The organism is Pseudomonas sp. PAMC 25886 (assembly GCF_000242655.1).
Lineage (GTDB): Bacteria > Pseudomonadota > Gammaproteobacteria > Pseudomonadales > Pseudomonadaceae > Aquipseudomonas.
This window is the reverse complement of the sequence record NZ_AHHC01000037.1, coordinates 49,100-65,696: the sequence shown is the minus strand read 5'-3', so window position 1 is coordinate 65,696 and position 16,597 is coordinate 49,100. Positions and strand designations below refer to the sequence as shown.

14 protein-coding genes are annotated in these 16,597 nt (G+C 62.8%); 4 read left to right on the top strand and 10 right to left on the bottom strand.

The features are described from left to right. Nucleotides 1-201: 201 nt before the first annotated feature. The 3 genes from MUM_RS0112100 to MUM_RS0112090 form a co-directional block, all read right to left on the bottom strand. A complete protein-coding gene (locus MUM_RS0112100) occupies nt 202-1,527 on the bottom strand; it encodes a sigma-54-dependent transcriptional regulator (protein ID WP_010169986.1) in 1,326 nt (441 codons plus the stop codon). Then, nucleotides 1,521-3,287 carry an ATP-binding protein gene (locus MUM_RS0112095; protein ID WP_010169985.1) on the bottom strand — a complete coding sequence of 589 codons (1,767 nt, stop codon included), beginning with the start codon at nt 3,285-3,287 and terminating at the stop codon, nt 1,521-1,523. The genes MUM_RS0112100 and MUM_RS0112095 overlap by 7 nt, the downstream gene beginning before the upstream one ends. A gap of 201 nt (nt 3,288-3,488) precedes the next feature. Next, the gene (locus MUM_RS0112090; protein WP_003214142.1) at nt 3,489-5,012 is read right to left on the bottom strand and encodes a fumarate hydratase; all 1,524 of its coding nucleotides are present in this window, start codon (nt 5,010-5,012) and stop codon (nt 3,489-3,491) included. A 216-nt stretch (nt 5,013-5,228) separates the two neighbouring features. On the opposite strand from MUM_RS0112090, the gene MUM_RS0112085 reads away from it, so the two are divergent. Then, on the top strand, nt 5,229-6,161 hold the full coding sequence (locus MUM_RS0112085; RefSeq protein WP_010169984.1) for an iron-sulfur-binding ferredoxin reductase: 933 nt from the start codon (nt 5,229-5,231) through the stop codon (nt 6,159-6,161). 30 nt (nt 6,162-6,191) lie between these two features. After that, nucleotides 6,192-6,941 carry an enoyl-CoA hydratase-related protein gene (locus MUM_RS0112080; protein WP_010169983.1) on the top strand — a complete coding sequence of 250 codons (750 nt, stop codon included), beginning with the start codon at nt 6,192-6,194 and terminating at the stop codon, nt 6,939-6,941. 196 nt (nt 6,942-7,137) lie between these two features. On the opposite strand, the gene pyk is transcribed toward MUM_RS0112080, so the two are convergent. After that, complete coding sequence (pyk, locus tag MUM_RS0112075; protein WP_010169982.1) at nt 7,138-8,589, bottom strand: pyruvate kinase; 1,452 nt, start codon at nt 8,587-8,589, stop codon at nt 7,138-7,140. 176 nt (nt 8,590-8,765) lie between these two features. Between pyk and MUM_RS0112070 the strand changes: the two genes are divergently transcribed. Beyond that, on the top strand, nt 8,766-9,140 hold the full coding sequence (locus tag MUM_RS0112070; RefSeq protein WP_003214151.1) for a tetratricopeptide repeat protein: 375 nt from the start codon (nt 8,766-8,768) through the stop codon (nt 9,138-9,140). Nucleotides 9,141-9,366: 226 nt separating this feature from the next. Next, entirely contained in the window at nt 9,367-9,726 is a 360-nt protein-coding gene (locus tag MUM_RS0112065) for a PilZ domain-containing protein (protein WP_010169981.1), read from the top strand. Between the two features lie 40 nt (nt 9,727-9,766). Here MUM_RS0112065 and MUM_RS0112060 read toward each other — a convergent pair whose 3' ends face one another. From MUM_RS0112060 to MUM_RS0112035, 6 genes are read right to left on the bottom strand one after another with little or no spacing between them, the layout of a single operon-like run. Beyond that, complete coding sequence (locus tag MUM_RS0112060; protein WP_010169980.1) at nt 9,767-11,098, bottom strand: DUF58 domain-containing protein; 1,332 nt, start codon at nt 11,096-11,098, stop codon at nt 9,767-9,769. Between the two features lie 7 nt (nt 11,099-11,105). Then, on the bottom strand, nt 11,106-12,086 hold the full coding sequence (locus MUM_RS0112055; protein WP_010169979.1) for an AAA family ATPase: 981 nt from the start codon (nt 12,084-12,086) through the stop codon (nt 11,106-11,108). Continuing rightward, on the bottom strand, nt 12,083-13,240 hold the full coding sequence (locus MUM_RS0112050; RefSeq protein ID WP_010169978.1) for a DUF4350 domain-containing protein: 1,158 nt from the start codon (nt 13,238-13,240) through the stop codon (nt 12,083-12,085). Before MUM_RS0112050 ends, MUM_RS0112055 begins: the two co-directional genes overlap by 4 nt. Then, on the bottom strand, nt 13,237-14,766 hold the full coding sequence (locus tag MUM_RS0112045) for a DUF4129 domain-containing protein (protein WP_029615861.1): 1,530 nt from the start codon (nt 14,764-14,766) through the stop codon (nt 13,237-13,239). The genes MUM_RS0112050 and MUM_RS0112045 overlap by 4 nt, the downstream gene beginning before the upstream one ends. Then, complete coding sequence (locus tag MUM_RS0112040) at nt 14,753-15,733, bottom strand: stage II sporulation protein M (RefSeq protein WP_010169976.1); 981 nt, start codon at nt 15,731-15,733, stop codon at nt 14,753-14,755. The genes MUM_RS0112045 and MUM_RS0112040 overlap by 14 nt, the downstream gene beginning before the upstream one ends. Beyond that, nucleotides 15,730-16,422, bottom strand: a complete 693-nt coding sequence (locus MUM_RS0112035; protein ID WP_010169975.1) for an RDD family protein — start codon at nt 16,420-16,422, stop codon at nt 15,730-15,732. Before MUM_RS0112035 ends, MUM_RS0112040 begins: the two co-directional genes overlap by 4 nt. Between the last annotated feature and the right edge of the window lie 175 nt (nt 16,423-16,597).

Below are 16,597 nucleotides of genomic sequence, written 5' to 3'. Positions count from 1 at the left end.
CTTCATCTAATTGTTTTTGTGGAGCGCGCGGTAGCGCAGCCTGGTCGGGGCTATAGCAGGAGCTGTGCCAAACAGGTGAAGGCCCGGTCTAGAAGGCTTTGCAGATTTTTTTGAGCGGAAAGTCGCTGATGATTGGAGGGGGATGAGCGGAAATCCGCTTATGGCTGCGATGGCGCCCTACCAGGCGATACAAAAACCGGTTTAGAGGAACGTGTCCCGCGCCAGGCCATGGCGCTGCATTTTTTCGTTGAAGGTGCGCCGGGGCAGTTGCAGTTCGGCCAGCACCGCCTTGATATCGCCTTTGTGCCGGGTCAGCGCGGCTTTCAGGCAATGGGCTTCAAACGCTTCCTGCTGCGCCGCCAACGATTGCCCGGCTTCGATGCCTTCCGGCTCCGGTTCACCCAGCCCCAATATCTGGCGTTCAGCGACGTTGGCCAGTTCCCGCACGTTACCCGGCCAGTCATGGCTGAGCAGGCGGCCCAGCGCTGGCCCGCTCAATGGGGCGAAGCTGCGGCCCAGGCGTTCGGCGGCGCTTTGTGCAAAGTGCTCGAACAGCAGCGGAATGTCTTCCCGGCGCTCGCGCAGCGGTGGCAGGCGCAGTTGCGCGACGGTCAGGCGATAGGCCAAATCCTCGCGAAAACGCCCGGCGCGGGCTTCGTCCAGCAGGTCCGGCTTGGTGGCGGCGATGATCCGCAAGTCCACCTTGATGCTTTGATTGGAGCCGAGCCGCTCCAGTTTTTGCTCCTGCAACACCCGCAGTAATTTCACCTGTTGGGCCAAGGGCATGCTTTCAATTTCATCGAGAAACAGCGTGCCGCCGTCGGCGTATTCCAGCTTGCCGATACGCTTGCCCTGGGCGCCGGTGAACGCGCCACTTTCATGGCCGAACAGCTCGGCTTCAAACAGCTGCTCGGGAATCGCTGCGCAGTTCAGCGCCACAAACGGCTTCTTCGCACGGGGGCCGAAATCATGCAGGCAACGGGCGACCAGTTCCTTGCCGCTGCCGGTTTCGCCGCGAATCAGCACATTGACCGGAAGACCTGCCAGGTCCAGCACTTGCCGGCGCAGGTTCTGCAAACCCCGGGACACCCCCAGCAGGCTGGATTCCAGTTGGGCCCGGTGATCGGCCTGTTGATGCAGGCGGCGGTTCTCCAGCACCAGCCCGCGTTTGTCGAGCGCCCGGCGCAGGCTGCTGAGCAGGGCTTCAGGACTGAAGGGTTTTTCGAGGAAATCGTAGGCGCCATCGCGCATGGCTTCTACGGCCATCGGCACATCGCCGTGGCCGGTGAGCAGAATCACCGGCAGGTCGGCGTCGCGCCGCTGCACTTCGGCCAGCAACTCCAGACCGCTGAGGCCGGGCATGCGCACGTCGCTCAGGATCACCCCGGGAAAATCCCTGGGCAATTGCGCCAGGCATTCCTCGGCCCGGCTGAACAACTGCACGTCAAAACCCGACAGGCTGAGCCACTGCTCGACGGCCGTGCGGATACTGGCTTCGTCGTCGACCACAATCACCGCATTCAACATAGGTCTGGCGTCTCCAGGGCGATGGGCAAGGTCAGGGTAAAGATCGCCCCGTCACCTTGATTGCCGGCGCTCAGGCGGCCGCCGAGTTCGTGGACGATAGCGTACGACACGGCGAGCCCCAGGCCGAGCCCGTCGCCCACCGGTTTGGTGGTGAAGAACGGGTCGAACACGCTGTTGAGGTGCTCTTCGGCAATTCCGCCACCGCTGTCGCTGACGGTCAAGCACCACAGTTGCTGGTCGGCGTGCAGGCGGATTTCCAGGCGCTTGCGCGGCTTGTCGGCCATGGCGTCGAGGGCATTGCGCAGCAGGTTGATCAGCACCTGTTCCAGGCGAATCGCGTCGCCACGTACCCAGGCCGGGCGGGTCAGGTCCAGCACGGTGCCGATGGCTTCGTCCCGCAGGCGGGCGTCGAGCAAATGCAGGGACTGGTCCACCACCGTGGCCAGGTCGAGGCGTTCGCGCAGGCCGCTGGGGCTCTTGCGGGCGAAGGTCTTGAGGTGGCCGGTGAGGGCGGCCATGCGGGTGAGCATGTCGTCCAGCGGGGTCAGGGCCTGGTAGGCGTCGTCCACCCGGCCGTGGTCCAGCAGCAGCCGCAGGGTCGCCAACTGCATGCGCTGGGCGGTCAGCGGCTGGTTGATTTCGTGGGCGAGGGCGGCAGACATCTGGCCCAGCGCTGCCAGCTTGGCGGATTGCACCAAACCATCCTGCGCCGTACGCAGGGCGCGGGTGCGCTCTTCCACCAACTGTTCAAGTTCCTCGCGGCTGCGCTGACGCAGGCGGGCCAGGCGCCAGCGCTGGGTCAGGAACAGCACCAGGAACACCAGCGCCAGCCATGATCCGGCAGCGGCGAGGCCGGCGTTGCGTTGGTCTTCAAAGGTAACCTGTGGCTTGCGCAGCAGGTGCAAGGTCCAGCCCTCGGCCTTCAGCGGCAGGGATTCCCAAATGTAATTGGCCTTGCCGTCGGGGCCGTCGACACGCATCAGGTGGCTGTTTTCGTCAAAGCGTTGCAAGGCTTCGGTGTCCAGCGGCAGCAGCTGTTTCTTGTCGTATTGGCGCGTGGCCTTGAGTTCGGCGTGGTCGCTGTCTGAGAGCGGGCGCAACGCGCGGTAGCGCCAGCCCGGCTGGTTGGCGATAAACACAATGCCTCGAGCATCGCTGACCAGCAGCAGGTCATTGCCCTGTGCCCACTCGCGCTCCAGTTCCGGGAATTCCAGCTTGACCACCATGGCACCGAGGAACTGCTCGTTCTCACCCACTACCGCGCTGGAGAGGAAATACCCGGGAATCCCGGTGGTCACGCCCACCGCATAAAAACGCCCGGTGCCCTGGCTCAGGGTCTGGCTGAAGTAGGGACGAAACGCATAGTTGTGCCCGACGTAACTGCTGGGCAGGTTCCAGTTGCTGGCGGCCACGGCCAGGCCGTTGCGGTCCATCAGTTCCAGGGTGGAAGACTGGGCGGCACCGTTGATGCGTTCCAGTTTGCGGTTGAGCAAATCCTGGGTGGCGGCGTCCAGCGGGCCTTTCAAGGCGCTGATCATTTCCGAGTCGAGGGCCAGCACGGCGGGCAGGGCGCGGTAGCGTTCGATCAGGGTGTGCAGGGAGTTGCCATAAAGCATGAGCTGCTGATTGGCGCGGGCGGCGTCGTCCACCAGGGCCAGGCGTTCGGCGTGGCGGGTGGCCAGGGCGGCAGCCAGCATCGCACCGGCAATGATCAGCAGGGAGTAGAAGGTCAAACGCAACGGGCGGGGAATCGCGATCATACGAAGATGAACAGTGCAATTGGGGGCGAGCACCATAGCATGAGGCGCATGGCTTGTTGCGATGGGAGGGATTGTCCTGTGGCGAGGGGGCTTGTCCCCCGTTGGAGTGCGCAGCACTCCCGCTCTTTTCGGGGCCGCTGCGCAGCCCAACGGGGGACAAGCCCCCTCGCCACAAGGTCATTTATCCCGCAGGGGACGTGCTTACTGCACTTCTACCGCCAGGCTTTCACTGATCTTTTTCTGCCAGATGGCAGGACCGGTGATGTGTACCGACTCGCCCTTGCTATCAACGGCAACGGTGACCGGCATGTCTTTCACGTCGAACTCGTAGATCGCTTCCATGCCCAGTTCGGCGAATGCCACCACGCGGGATTTCTTGATGGCCTGGGCCACCAGGTAAGCCGCGCCGCCGACGGCCATCAGGTAAACCGCCTTGTGGTCCTTGATCGCTTCGATGGCGGTCGGGCCGCGCTCGGATTTGCCGATCATGCCCAACAGGCCGGTTTGCTCGAGGATCTGGCGGGTGAACTTGTCCATCCGCGTGGCGGTGGTCGGACCGGCAGGCCCAACCACTTCTTCGCGCACCGGATCAACCGGGCCGACGTAGTAGATGAAGCGACCCTTGAGGTCCACCGGCAGGGTTTCACCCTTGTTCAGCATCTCGACCATGCGCTTGTGCGCGGCGTCGCGACCGGTAAGCATCTTGCCGTTGAGCAACACGGTTTCGCCCGGCTTCCAGCTCTGCACGTCTTCCGGGGTCAGGGTGTCGAGGTTGACGCGACGGGCCGACGGGCCGGCTTCCCAGACGATTTCCGGGTAGGCGTCCAGCGGTGGCGCTTCCAGCGACGCCGGGCCCGAACCGTCGAGCACGAAGTGCGCGTGACGGGTGGCGGCGCAGTTGGGGATCATGCACACCGGCAGCGAAGCGGCGTGGGTCGGGTAGTCCATGATCTTCACGTCGAGCACGGTGGTCAGGCCACCCAGGCCCTGGGCGCCGATGCCCAGTTGGTTGACCTTCTCGAACAGCTCCAGGCGCATCTCTTCGATACGGTTGGACGGGCCGCGCTTTTTCAGCTCGTGGATGTCGATGGATTCCATCAACACTTCCTTGGCCATCACCGCAGCTTTCTCGGCGGTGCCGCCGATGCCGATGCCGAGCATGCCCGGTGGGCACCAGCCGGCGCCCATGGTCGGAACGGTCTTGAGCACCCAGTCGACGATCGAGTCGGACGGATTCAGCATGGCCATTTTCGACTTGTTCTCGGAACCACCGCCCTTGGCGGCCACGTCCACTTCCACGGTGTTACCCGGGACGATGGAGTAGTGGATCACCGCAGGGGTGTTGTCCTTGGTGTTTTTACGCGCACCGGCCGGGTCGGCGAGGATCGAAGCCCGCAGGACGTTTTCCGGCAGGTTGTAAGCCTGGCGCACGCCTTGGTTGATCATGTCGTCCAGGCTCATGGTGGCGCCATCCCAGCGCACGTCCATGCCTACACGTACGAATACGGTGACAATCCCGGTGTCCTGGCAGATCGGGCGGTGGCCGGTGGCACACATGCGCGAGTTGATCAGGATCTGTGCCATGGAGTCACGGGCCGCTGGCGATTCTTCGCGCAGGTAGGCTTCGTGCATCGCCTGGATGAAGTCAACGGGATGGTAGTAGGAAATGAATTGCAGGGCGTCGGCAACGCTCTGAATCAGGTCGTCTTGCTTGATCACGGTCATGAGTCGCGCTCCTCTATAAGGGAACATTCAATAAAGGTGGCGTCAGTGTTGCATCGGTCGGCTGAAGCCACCTTTCCAAGGCACGCCAAAGTGGTGCAGGCGCGACGCTAAAAAGGCGCGGCAGTATAACCCGCCACGGTGGCCGATACACCCGACTATGGTCAAACTCTACCGGGCGTGATTCCCTGTAGCCGCCTTTTTGACCCGAGACCCTTGATGCCTGAACTTCACGTCGGCGAACACCACTGGTCGGTAGCCACCGGCAGCAACCTGCTGGATGCGCTGAACCAGGCGGGTGTGGCCGTGCCCTATAGCTGCCGCGCCGGCAGTTGCCATGCCTGCCTGGTGCGTTGCCAGGGAGATATCCAGGACAACCAGCCGGATGCCCTGAGCCCGGCACAACGCCAGGACGGCTGGCGCCTGGCCTGCCAGTGCCAGGTCACGGCTGACGTGCGGGTCGAGACCTTTGACCCGTTGCGTGACGGGTTGCCGGCGACGGTGCTGAGCGTTGATTGGTTGAACCCGAGCGTATTGCGCCTGCGACTGCAACCCGAGCGCGGCTTGCGCTACCGGGCGGGGCAACATCTGGTGCTGTGGGCGGGCAGCGTCGCGCGGCCGTATTCCCTGGCCAGTCTGCCCCAGGAAGACCCGTTCCTCGAGTTTCATATCGATTGCCGGCTGCCGGGTGAATTCAGTGACGCCGCCCGCCAATTCAAGGCCGGTGACAGCCTGCGCCTGGGCGAACTGCGGGGCGGCGCGTTGCAGTACGACCCCGACTGGCAATCCCGGCCGCTGTGGCTGCTGGCTTCGGGCACTGGCCTTGGGCCGCTGTGGGGCGTGTTGCGCGAGGCCCTGCGTCAGGATCACCAGGGCGCCATCCGGGTCATTCACCTGGCCCATGATGCAGACGGTCATTATCTGGCCGAGCCTTTGGCGCAACTGGCTGCGGCGCACCCGAACGTGACGGTTGAGCGATGGACGGCGGCTGAGGCAACCGAGGCTTTGGCGCAACTGCGGCTTGTTTCCCGGCAAACTCTGGCCTTACTCTGCGGGCACCCTGCCAGCGTCGAGGCCTTCTCCAAGCGCCTGTTCCTGGCCGGACTGCCGCGCAATCAACTGCTGGCCGATGTGTTCCTGCCCCGTGGTTGAGCGCTGAATTTTCCAGCCGCGAGATTTGCCATGACCGATGCCATCCTGCAGCAACGCGAACGCGGGTTGCTGATCCTGCAGCTCAACCGCCCGGACAAGAAAAACGCCTTGACCCGCGCCATGTACAGCCAACTGGCCACGGCGCTGGAGCAGGCCGATGCCGATACCGGCGTCAATGCGGTACTGATCCAGGGCAGCAGTGAGTGCTTCACCGCCGGTAATGATATTGGCGACTTCCTTGAACAACCACCGGCGGATCTCGACAGCCCGGTGTTTCACTTCATGCGCAGTTTGCTCAATTGCCGAAAGCCGGTGATTGCCGCGGTGGCGGGTGTGGCGGTGGGGATTGGTACAACGCTGCTGCTGCATTGTGACCTGGTGTACGTCAGCCGGGATGCGCGGTTGCGCATGCCGTTCGTCAACCTGGGGCTGTGTCCGGAGTTTGGTTCCAGTTTGATCCTTCCTCGACTGTTGGGGCATGCCAAGGCGGCGGAGTTGTTGCTGTTGGGTGAAGGATTCAGCGGTGAGCAGGCGGCTATCTGGGGCATTGCGACCGAAGCGTTGGGCAGTGGTGAGGCGGCATTGGCCAAGGCGCGGGAAGTCGCCGGCCGGTTCGAAGTCCTTGCGCCGGGCGCGGTGCAAGTCAGCAAGCACCTGATGAAAAGCGTCGATCGCGAACAGTTGCGCAAGGTGATCGAAGAGGAGGGGGCGTTGTTTACCCAGCGGTTGAAGTCGCCGGAGGCGATTGCCGCGTTGTCGGGGTTTATCGCCAGGCGATGAAGAAGTGTTGTGGGAACGGGCGCCATCGCAGGCAAGCCAGCTCCCACAGTTAATCGCGTTTCTGCAAGTCAACTCGGTCAACTGTGGGAGCTGGCTTGCCTGCGATGAGGCCCTGATAGCCAATGGAATATCCCGATCTGAAATGCAAAAAGCCCCGCCATTCACATGGCGGGGCTTTTGTTTTTCAGCGTGTCACTCAGACCATTGGGTCGCCAACGTGCAGGATCTTCATGCCGTTGGTGCCGCCGATGGTGTGGTAGCTGTCGCCCTTGGTCAGGATGACCCAGTCGCCTTTCTCCACAACGCCGCGCTTGAGCAACTCGTCGATCGCGGCCTGGCTGACTTGCTCAGGCGGCAACGAAGCCGGGTCGAACGGTACGGTGTAGACGCCACGGAACATGGCCGCGCGGGCCTGGGTTTCGCGGTGCGGGGAGAACGCGTAGATCGGCACCGAAGAACGGATGCGCGACATGATCAACGGCGTGTAGCCACTTTCGGTCAGGGCGATGATCGCTTTCACGCCCGGGAAGTGGTTGGCGGTGTACATGGCGGCCAGGGCGATGCTCTGGTCGCAGCTTTCGAAGACCTTGCCGATACGGTGGCTGGAGGTCTTGCTGGTCGGGTGCTTTTCAGCGCCGACGCAGATGCGCGCCATGGCCTGTACGGCTTCCAGCGGGTACGGGCCAGCCGCACTTTCAGCCGAGAGCATCACGGCGTCGGTGTAGTCGAGCACGGCGTTGGCCACGTCGGACACTTCGGCGCGGGTCGGCATCGGGTTCTGGATCATCGACTCCATCATCTGGGTCGCAACGATCACCGCTTTGTTGTGGCGACGTGCGTGCAGGATGATTTTCTTCTGGATGCCGATCAGCTCGGCGTCGCCGATCTCCACGCCCAGGTCGCCACGGGCAACCATGACGGCGTCGGAAGCCTTGATCAGGCCGTCGAGGGTTTCGTCATCGGCCACGGCTTCGGCGCGTTCGATCTTCGCCACCAGCCAGGCGGTACCGCCGGCTTCGTCGCGCAGTTTACGGGCGTATTCCATGTCGGCAGCGTCGCGCGGGAAGGATACCGCGAGGTAATCCACTTCCATTTCGGCGGCGAGCTTGATGTCGGCCTTGTCTTTTTCAGTCAGGGCTGGAGCTGTGAGGCCACCGCCGCGACGGTTGATGCCTTTGTGATCGGACAGCGGGCCGCCGATGATCACGGTGCAGTTCAGTTCAGTTGGCGTTGCGGTGTCGACGCGCATGACCACGCGACCGTCGTCCAGCAGCAGTTCGTCGCCGACGCCGCAGTCTTTCACCAGGTCCGGGTAGTCGATACCCACTACGTCCTGGGTGCCTTCGGTCAGCGGGTGGCTGGTGGAGAAGGTGAACTTGTCACCGATCTTCAGCTCGATCCGCTTGTTGGCGAATTTGGCGATACGAATTTTCGGGCCTTGCAGGTCACCCAACAGTGCAACGAAGCGGCCATGCTTGGCGGCCAGGTCACGCACCAGCTTGGCGCGAGCCTTGTGCTCGTCCGGGGTGCCGTGGGAGAAGTTCAGACGGGCAACGTCCAGGCCAGCCAGAATCAGCTGTTCGAGGACTTCCGGCGAGTTACTGGCCGGGCCAAGGGTGGCGACGATTTTGGTACGACGGACGGACATGCACGGACTCCTGAGTTCAAGCGCTGGGGAAGGCTACTATGCTCTTTGGTTGTAGTCATTGTTCGTTTGCACTACTTATCGATGATTCGCTTGTTTTCACTCTGCATGAACAGATGAACAACCTTGAAGATTTTCGATGAAGGGTCGATACACTGCACAAGACAGGAGAACCCCCCATGCGAATCGTGATCATTGCTGCCCTGGCCGTCAGTGTTGTCGGCTGCACCCGTTGGTCGATGGACCATCATTTGAACAATGCGTACCGCGCTTACGGCGTAGGCGATTGCCAGCGGGTCACCCTTGAATTGTCCCAGGTTGACCGTGAAAGCCGTTCCCGGCGCTACGTGCAACCGGAAGTCTCGATGCTGCGCGGGCAGTGCCTGGAGCGCGAGAAACTGTTCGTCGATGCGGCGCAAACCTATCAGTTCATCATCAGCCAGTACCCGGCGAGCGAGTACGCATTCCGCGCGCGTGCCCGTTTGGATACCCTGCAACAACTGGGGCATTACCCCGGCGCGAGCGTTGCCCAGCCGCGTCCGGCGTCATTGTGATGATATTTGTCATGCTATAGCTGGCTCGTTGCCAGTCTTGGGCTAATCTTTAAATGTCGGTTTGTATAGGTTTCTATTCGAACGGATGGAATGCCCGGATTTGGCGGCTGTAAAGTGACAAGGCACTGGCTGTTGTCGCACCGATATCCGGGGAGAGCGGGCCTGTCGGGCTCGTTCCGAATCACTGGAGCGGCCAAATTCATGGCCATTGGATGGCGACCTCATCATGTTTACTCACCGGCGGATCGAGCGGCATCAGTTACCCTGCTTCCTGCAAGTGTTCAATCGCCTGACGGACAAGCCCATTGGCTATCTGGGCAATGTGTCCGAGCAGGGGCTGATGTTGATCAGCCAATTGCCCATGATGATCGACGTGGAATTCGAACTGCGCTTGAAGATTCCCGGCCCCGAGGGCGAGGTGCATGCGGTAGACCTCACGGCTACCTGCCTGTGGTGCCATGAGGATATCAACCCTCAGCATTACGACTCCGGGTTCAGTGTGTCCCGGGCGCCTGCCGAATATGGCGAGGTGATCAGCGCACTGTTGAATTACTTCAGCTTTGATCCCTTGCAGGCTTCTGCCTAGGTTCTGTCGGCGCGCTGCTCTCTGGGCGGCGCGCCAGTCCTTATAACGCTCCGGCTTTTTTCCAGCCCAGGTAGCGGGTCACCAAAGCGGCTCCCAATTCCGAAGGCAGCGCGTCCAGGACCGACAGGCCGTGGGCGGTCAGGCGGTCGTGGAGTTCGTCCCGGGTATTGAGATAGTCGATGTTGCCGCAATAGGCCAGGGCTTCGGGCAGGGTTTGCACGGGGGCCTGGCGCAACTGGTCAAGGACCTCCTCCCGCAGGCTGGCGACCAGCACCCGGTGCTGGCGGCTGATGCGTTTGACGGCGGCCAGCAACTCTTCATCATCCTCATCCCGCAGATTGGTCACGATGATCACCAGCGAGCGGCGTTTCTGCCGGGCCAGCAGTTGGCTGGCGGCCGCCTGGTAATCGGCCGTACGCCGTGAAGTGTCGAGGTCATACACGGTATTCAGCAACAGGTTGAGCTGACCACTGCCCTTGACCGGGGCGAGGTAGCGCGGCTGGTCGCTGGCAAACGTGCAAAGCCCTACGGCATCCCCCTGGCGCAAGGCGACATAGCTGAGTAACAGGCAGGCGTTGAGAGCGTGGTCGAAGTGCGACAGTTCGGCGTCCTGGCTGCGCATGCGCCGGCCACAATCGAGCATGAACATGATTTGCTGGTCGCGCTCATCCTGGTACTCCCGGGCGATCGGCGTGCGTTGCCGGGCGGTGGCTTTCCAGTCGATCTGGCGCAGGCTGTCGCCCTCGCGAAACTCGCGCAGTTGATGAAACTCCAGGCCCAGCCCGCGTCGTTGCCGCTGGCGTACGCCAAGCTGGTTGAGCCAGTTGTCCACCGCCAGCAACTGAGCCCCGTACAGGCGCGCGAAGTCCGGGTAGACGCGGGTGGCATCGCTGACATCTATCAAGCGCCGTGCCGACCACAGCCCCAATGGGCTGGGAAGATGGATTTCACACCGGGTAAAACTGAAATGCCCGCGCCGCAGTGGCCGCAGGCGGTAACCCAATTCACTCTGCTCACCGGGTCGCAGTTCGATGGACTGTGGCAGGTTCTCCACCGCCAAGCCGTCAGGCACATGATCGAATACACGGGCTACCAGCGGCTGTCGATAATCGTGTTCCAGTGTCACCCGCACATCTCCCCAGCGACCCAAAGCGAGGCTGCCGGGCATCTGCCGTCGTACGCGCGGGGAGGGCCGGCGGCGCAAGCGGCTGGCGTCCAGCAAGGCCAGCAGCAACAGCGCGAGCAGCAAGCCCCAGGTTACTGAGTGCAGGGTGCCGGGTACCTTGAACTGCAGCGCCACCAACGCGCCGAGCACGATGCCCAGGCCCAGCAGCACACTGAGCCAGATCAATAGCAGGCGGGCCGGTCTCATGGGCGTGTCATTGCCGTGGCGCCGGGACTTGGTCCAGCAGTTGCCGGAGCACCTGGTCGACTTCCAACCCGTCGATATCCAGCTCCGGCGCGATCCGCGCGCGGTGGCGCAACACCGCCAGGGCGCAGCCCTTGATGTCGTCCGGGGTCACGAACTCGCCACCGCGCAGCAAGGCCCGGGCCCGAGCGCCACGCACCAGGGCGATGGAGGCCCGGGGGCCGGCGCCGATGGTCAGGCCTGGCCAACTGCGGGTGGTGCGGGCCAGGCGTACGGCGTAGTCGAGTACCTGCTCATCCAGCGGCAGTTCGCTGGCAATCTGTTGCAACAGCAGCACGTCTTCAGCGTGCAGCACCGTGCGCAGCGGTTGGACGTCGAGCATGTCGGCCCGGGACGAGCGGGTGACTTCGCGCACCATGTCCAGTTCCTGCTGCGCCTCGGGGTAGTCCATGCGCACCTTGAGCATGAAACGATCGAGCTCGGCTTCGGGCAACGGGTAAGTGCCTTCCTGCTCGATGGGGTTCTGGGTGGCCAGCACCATGAACGGCTGGCCGATGGGCAGCGCCTCGCCTTCGAGGGTCACCTGGCGTTCCTGCATGGCTTCCAGCAGTGCTGCCTGGGTTTTTGCCGGGGCGCGGTTGATCTCGTCGGCCAATAGCAGGTTGGTAAACAGCGGCCCCTTGCGCAGCTTGAACTGTTCGGTATGCAGGTCGTACACGGCATGGCCGGTCACGTCGCTGGGCATCAGGTCCGGTGTGAACTGGATGCGCGCGAACTCGCCACCAAAGCAACGAGCCAGGGCCCGTACCAGCAAGGTCTTGCCCAGCCCGGGCACCCCCTCAAGCAGGACATGGCCGCCTGCGATCAACGCAGTGAGCACGTCATCGATTACCGGGTCCTGGCCGATGACTGCCTTGCGCAATTCCACGCGCAAGGCCTGGGCCAGTTGGCTGGCGCGCTGAATCGGGTCAACGGCTGGAAATTCGCTCATAGGGCATTCCTGAGGGTTTGCAGGCAGGCCACCTGGCGGCTGAAGTCGGCGCTGGAAAGCCGTTTCGCCGGGAGTGGGCCGAGGGCCTGGCTGATGATGAGGGCGGGTTGGCGGGTCAGGCGTTCAAGGACCTGCAATTGTTCGGTGGTGTCGAGGTGTTCGAACCCGGGATGACGGCGCCGGGCTGTGCGCTGGATGTCGCGCTGCAAGGCAATTAGCAGGCTGTTTTGCCCACTGCGGCGCAGCAGGAAGTCGGCACTGGCTTTCAAGTGTTCCTGCAGTTGCCGGCGTGCCTTGGGTGCCGGTGGCCGGATCGGGCCCTGGCGCATGCCGGCGTGCCATAACCCCAGGGCGATCAGTGCGGCAAGTGCCACCAGGGCCTGGGGGAAGTAGCGCAGCAACAGGCTGAACAGATCCTCGACGTCGGTGTTGAACAGCAGCGTAACCTGAGTGCCCTGGCTCAGGTACCAGAGCAGCCAGGCGTTATCGTGTTTGCCAATGGCCGGGCTTTTCCACAGGTCGCTGTCGGTGACCACGGTGACGCGGCCTTGCCCGAGGTTGACCTGCATCAGGTGCGTCGACCGGGCGCTGTTGGCCGAGAATTGCGCCAGGTGCCTGGGATCGGTGAGGTTGAAGTCGGTGTCGAAGCTGAAATAGGCCGGCGCCGTTTCGTTATCCACATAGAGTTTGGTCAGGTCCGGCGCTTTCTTTTTACGCGCGGGCGCTGGAGCGTCGAATTCTTCACTGAAGGATTGATGTATCTGCACGCGATCCAGCAGCAGGTCACCACTTTTGCCGGTGTCCTCATCCCACAACGCTTCGGCTACCAGTAGAAGGTGGCCGCCAGCCCGGGTCCATTGCAGGAGTTGATCCACCTGCGGCGGGCTCATGTTGCTGCGCTCGCCCAGCAACAACAGGCTGTTGCCTTCGGGCGAAAGGCTGGCCAGCCGCTCCAGGCTGTTGGTCTGCTCCACCACCAGGCCTTGCTGGCGCAGAAAGTGTTCCGCCGCGAGGTAGGGGTTGGCGAGGGCTTCAGGCGAAGGGCCGCGATCGACCACCTCCTGGTAGGGAATCGCCTTATGCCAGGCATAAAAGCCGCCTGCGGCCAACAGACATGCAACAAGCAGCCCCACCCACAGCAATGGCCGGTTCATTGCGCCGCTCCGGAGCCGAACAGGGCTCGCCAGTTGCTGCACAGCTGTTGTTGCGCCAGTGCGGGCGGCAGGCGGTGGCCATAGGCAAGGTTTTGCCAGTAGCGGGTCAGCTCATCACTGAATGCCAGCAACTGCGGTTGTTGCAGTTGGCGGATACGCTCCAGGACCTGACCTTCGGTGTCGGCGCTTTTCAGCGGCAGGTTGAAGTCGTGCAGCAGGCGGCTGAGCAAGCCACGGTAAAGCAAACCGAGGGCTTCCCGGGGCTGGGTTGCCCAGAGCTGTTCGGCGGTGCCGGCGATGTCTTCCGGCAGCGTGTCGGCCCCCAGTTCGAGGCCGAACAGTTGTGGGGGAGCTGGGTTGGCAGCCTTGGGCTTGTGCGGTCTGCGTCGGCTGACAAACGCATGCAGCCAGTCGCGATAACGCCAGATCACCAGGGCCAGCCCACCCACAAGCAATCCCCAGAGCAGTACCTCAAGCCCTTTCGCGATGTGCTTGAACGAATCGCTGTTGAGGTTTTTCAGGAATGCTTCCAGCCAGGCCGGCAGCTTGGCGTCACCTGCCGCTTTGTTTTTGTCTGTGGCTTTATCTTCGCCGAAGCGATAGCGGGTGACGGTTTCCGGGTTTTTGAACGGTGGCTGCTCCAGCAGCGCCTTGATCGACTGATTGGCCGATTGCGTACTCAGGGGCTTTTGGGGAACCGGCTCATCCGCCCACACCGGTGGCGCCGTCGGGACCAGCATCAGCCCGATCATCAGCAGCAGGACCGGTGCCACACCACTCAGGCGCTGGCGCAATCGGCGGAACACCAGTTCCAGGTCCCAGGCTTCCAGTACGGTGCGGCGGTTCAGGTACAGGCTGAAGCCACAGGCGACATAGATGGGTTCCCAGAACACCAGGATCAGGGCATAGAAGGCATTGGTCAGGTGTTCCAGCCACCGCCAGTCGTGTCCCGCAGTGAGCACCAGCTGTTGCCAATCCCAGTCCCGCTCGACCTCTTGCGGCAGGAAGAAATAGAACGCGGCCATCAACCCGAACCACAGGGCGATTTCCAGGTGCACCCCGATCAGGGTCAACCAGCGGGCGGCCCCCGCGTTGCGTTGTTGCAGCACTCCAAGACGTTGTTGGCGCGCCTGGCCGTGCAGGCCTTCGAGCTGGACTACCGGCATCTCGAAGCTACGGCTCAGGCTGAAGCGCCGCCAGGTCAGGCTGGCCAGCATTTGGCTCTTGAGCAGGCGCGGCCATTGGCGCAGAGCCTGCTTCAGGCTGGGTGTTTCGCCGAACAGGGCCTTGGACAGGATATACAGTGGCAGGCGGTCGAAGGCGGGTTTCAACCACCAGAACAGCAACAGCGCGGTGGAGGGGTGGTTCCACAGCAGCACGCTGAACAGGGCGAAGACCGGCAAGGTCACGATGGCCCAACTGCTCATCAGCAGCAGTCGGTGTTCGCGGGCCAGCAGGATGCCGAGGTCCATGGCTTCCCACGAGGTACGCGGGCGGATCACGACGCTGGCGTCACTCAGGCGCATGGCGATTCCGTCCGGCAAACAGCAGGTAGGCAGCCATCAGCAACCACAGCGCGGCGCCCACCAGGTACTTGATCCACGGTGCCACGGCAGTGGTGGAGGACCAATACGCTTCGATAAACGCGGCGATCAGCAGGAACACCATCACCCCACAAATCATTTGCACGCTTTTGCGCGCAGCCAGTCGCAGGGATTCGCCTCTTGTCAGTTGCCCCGGTGCAATCAATGCCCAGCCCAGTTGCAGGCCTGCTGCGCCGGCCAGGGCAATGGCACTGAGTTCGAAGGCGCCATGGCCAATCACAAACGACCAGAAGGTCTGGCCATAACCGATTTGTGTCAGGTGCCCGGCAACGGCACCGATTATCAGGCCGTTGAAGAACAGGAAAAATACGCTGCCCAAGCCGAACAACAGCCCGGCGGCAAAGGTCTGGAAGGCGATACCGATGTTGTGCATGACGTAGTAGCCGAACATCATCCAGTCTTCGCTTGAGGCGCGTTCGGCTGCCCGGCCCAACCGGCTGGCATCGGGATCGTACATGCCCTGCATCTCGGCCACTTGTTGCGGGCTGACGATGCTGTAGATCAGGTCCGGAAACAGGTACACCAGCAAGGCGATGCCGATCAGGCTGCCAAAGAACAGCAGGCTGGCGGCCAGCACAAATGGCCATTGCGCGCGAACCAGCCTGGGGAAGTCGGCCAGCAGGAAGCCCAGCACGTTTGCTCCCAGTTGGCTGCGATGTCGATACAACTGTTGATGGCCACGCAAGGCCAGTTGCTGCAGCGGGTCAACCAGGTAGCTGCTGTAGCCGCGCTCCTGTGCCAGGGCCAGGTGCTGGCACAGCTGCCGGTATTGATGAGGGAAGTCGGCGAAATCAGCGTGCCTGGCTTGGCCTTTTTCGAGCTGTGTCAGCTGTGTGGCAAAGGCTTGCCATTGTGGCTGGTGGCGGCTTTCGAAAAGACTCTGCTTCATGCTGGCCCCAACAATCCGCGGGCCACGCCATTGAGTTCCGCCACGGCGCGGGCAGGGGAGACTTGCAGGGGCGTGGCAAGGATCGCAGCCAGTTCATTGACCCGCTCGGCGGACAGTTCGCCCTGGCGTTCGGCGAAGCTGAGAATGGCCCGTTGCTCGCTCAGTTCAAGGGCGAACGGCAGGCGCAGTGCCGGGGCTTGCGGTACTTGCGGACGGGAAAGCGCTTGTTCGCGGTAGATCACCAGCGTCCCGGCTGCGAGGTCGCCCAGGCGCTTGAAGTGGGGGTGTTGCAGGCAACTGATGGCGCCGAGGAAGTAACCGAAGGGCAGCATGTCGACAAAGCGCAGCAGGTTGCGGACCAGCGAGGCGGACCAGCCGATGGGCGTGCCATCGTCCTGTACCACCCGCAGGCCCATGATCTGCTTGCCGGGCGAGCAGCCCTGGTTGAGCACTTCGAACAGCACCATGTACCACCAACTGACGAGGAACAGCAGCAGCGAACCCAGGCCAATGCCCAGGTTGCCGAGAAAGGCCAGCGCGATGAACAGGATGCCGAGAATCAGGCCGCGCAACCCCAGGTCGAAGGCAAAGGCCAGCGAGCGTACCAGCAGCCCGGCGGGGCGCAGGGGCAGGTCGACGCCCTCCGGGGTCTCGATCTGGTAGCGGGTATCCAGTGGCGCAGGTGGCATCGCGGTCCTTGGCAGTGCAGCGCTGGCGCCTGGGCGGCGGCAGCGGCGGGGTTGGAAACACGGATGCTAGCAGTGTCGACGGTGGAAGCAACCACTCAACGATTTACTGAATGTTTGTACAGTGAACACAGCGCTGGCCCCCGGTGCCTTCAAGCGCCTAGACTTTGGCGGTCTT

Coding starts and splice junctions, on each gene's coding strand:
- MUM_RS0112095 (WP_010169985.1), bottom strand. CDS start 3,287: ATGATCGCGATTCCCCGCCCGTTGCGTTTGACCTTCTACTCCCTGCTG.
- MUM_RS0112055 (WP_010169979.1), bottom strand. CDS start 12,086: ATGAGCGAATTTCCAGCCGTTGACCCGATTCAGCGCGCCAGCCAACTG.
- MUM_RS0112040 (WP_010169976.1), bottom strand. CDS start 15,733: ATGAAGCAGAGTCTTTTCGAAAGCCGCCACCAGCCACAATGGCAAGCC.
- MUM_RS0112060 (WP_010169980.1), bottom strand. CDS start 11,098: ATGAGACCGGCCCGCCTGCTATTGATCTGGCTCAGTGTGCTGCTGGGC.
- MUM_RS0112070 (WP_003214151.1), top strand. CDS start 8,766: ATGCGAATCGTGATCATTGCTGCCCTGGCCGTCAGTGTTGTCGGCTGC.
- MUM_RS0112100 (WP_010169986.1), bottom strand. CDS start 1,527: ATGTTGAATGCGGTGATTGTGGTCGACGACGAAGCCAGTATCCGCACG.
- MUM_RS0112090 (WP_003214142.1), bottom strand. CDS start 5,012: ATGACCGTGATCAAGCAAGACGACCTGATTCAGAGCGTTGCCGACGCC.
- MUM_RS0112035 (WP_010169975.1), bottom strand. CDS start 16,422: ATGCCACCTGCGCCACTGGATACCCGCTACCAGATCGAGACCCCGGAG.
- pyk (WP_010169982.1), bottom strand. CDS start 8,589: ATGTCCGTCCGTCGTACCAAAATCGTCGCCACCCTTGGCCCGGCCAGT.
- MUM_RS0112085 (WP_010169984.1), top strand. CDS start 5,229: ATGCCTGAACTTCACGTCGGCGAACACCACTGGTCGGTAGCCACCGGC.
- MUM_RS0112045 (WP_029615861.1), bottom strand. CDS start 14,766: ATGCGCCTGAGTGACGCCAGCGTCGTGATCCGCCCGCGTACCTCGTGG.
- MUM_RS0112080 (WP_010169983.1), top strand. CDS start 6,192: ATGACCGATGCCATCCTGCAGCAACGCGAACGCGGGTTGCTGATCCTG.
- MUM_RS0112065 (WP_010169981.1), top strand. CDS start 9,367: ATGTTTACTCACCGGCGGATCGAGCGGCATCAGTTACCCTGCTTCCTG.
- MUM_RS0112050 (WP_010169978.1), bottom strand. CDS start 13,240: ATGAACCGGCCATTGCTGTGGGTGGGGCTGCTTGTTGCATGTCTGTTG.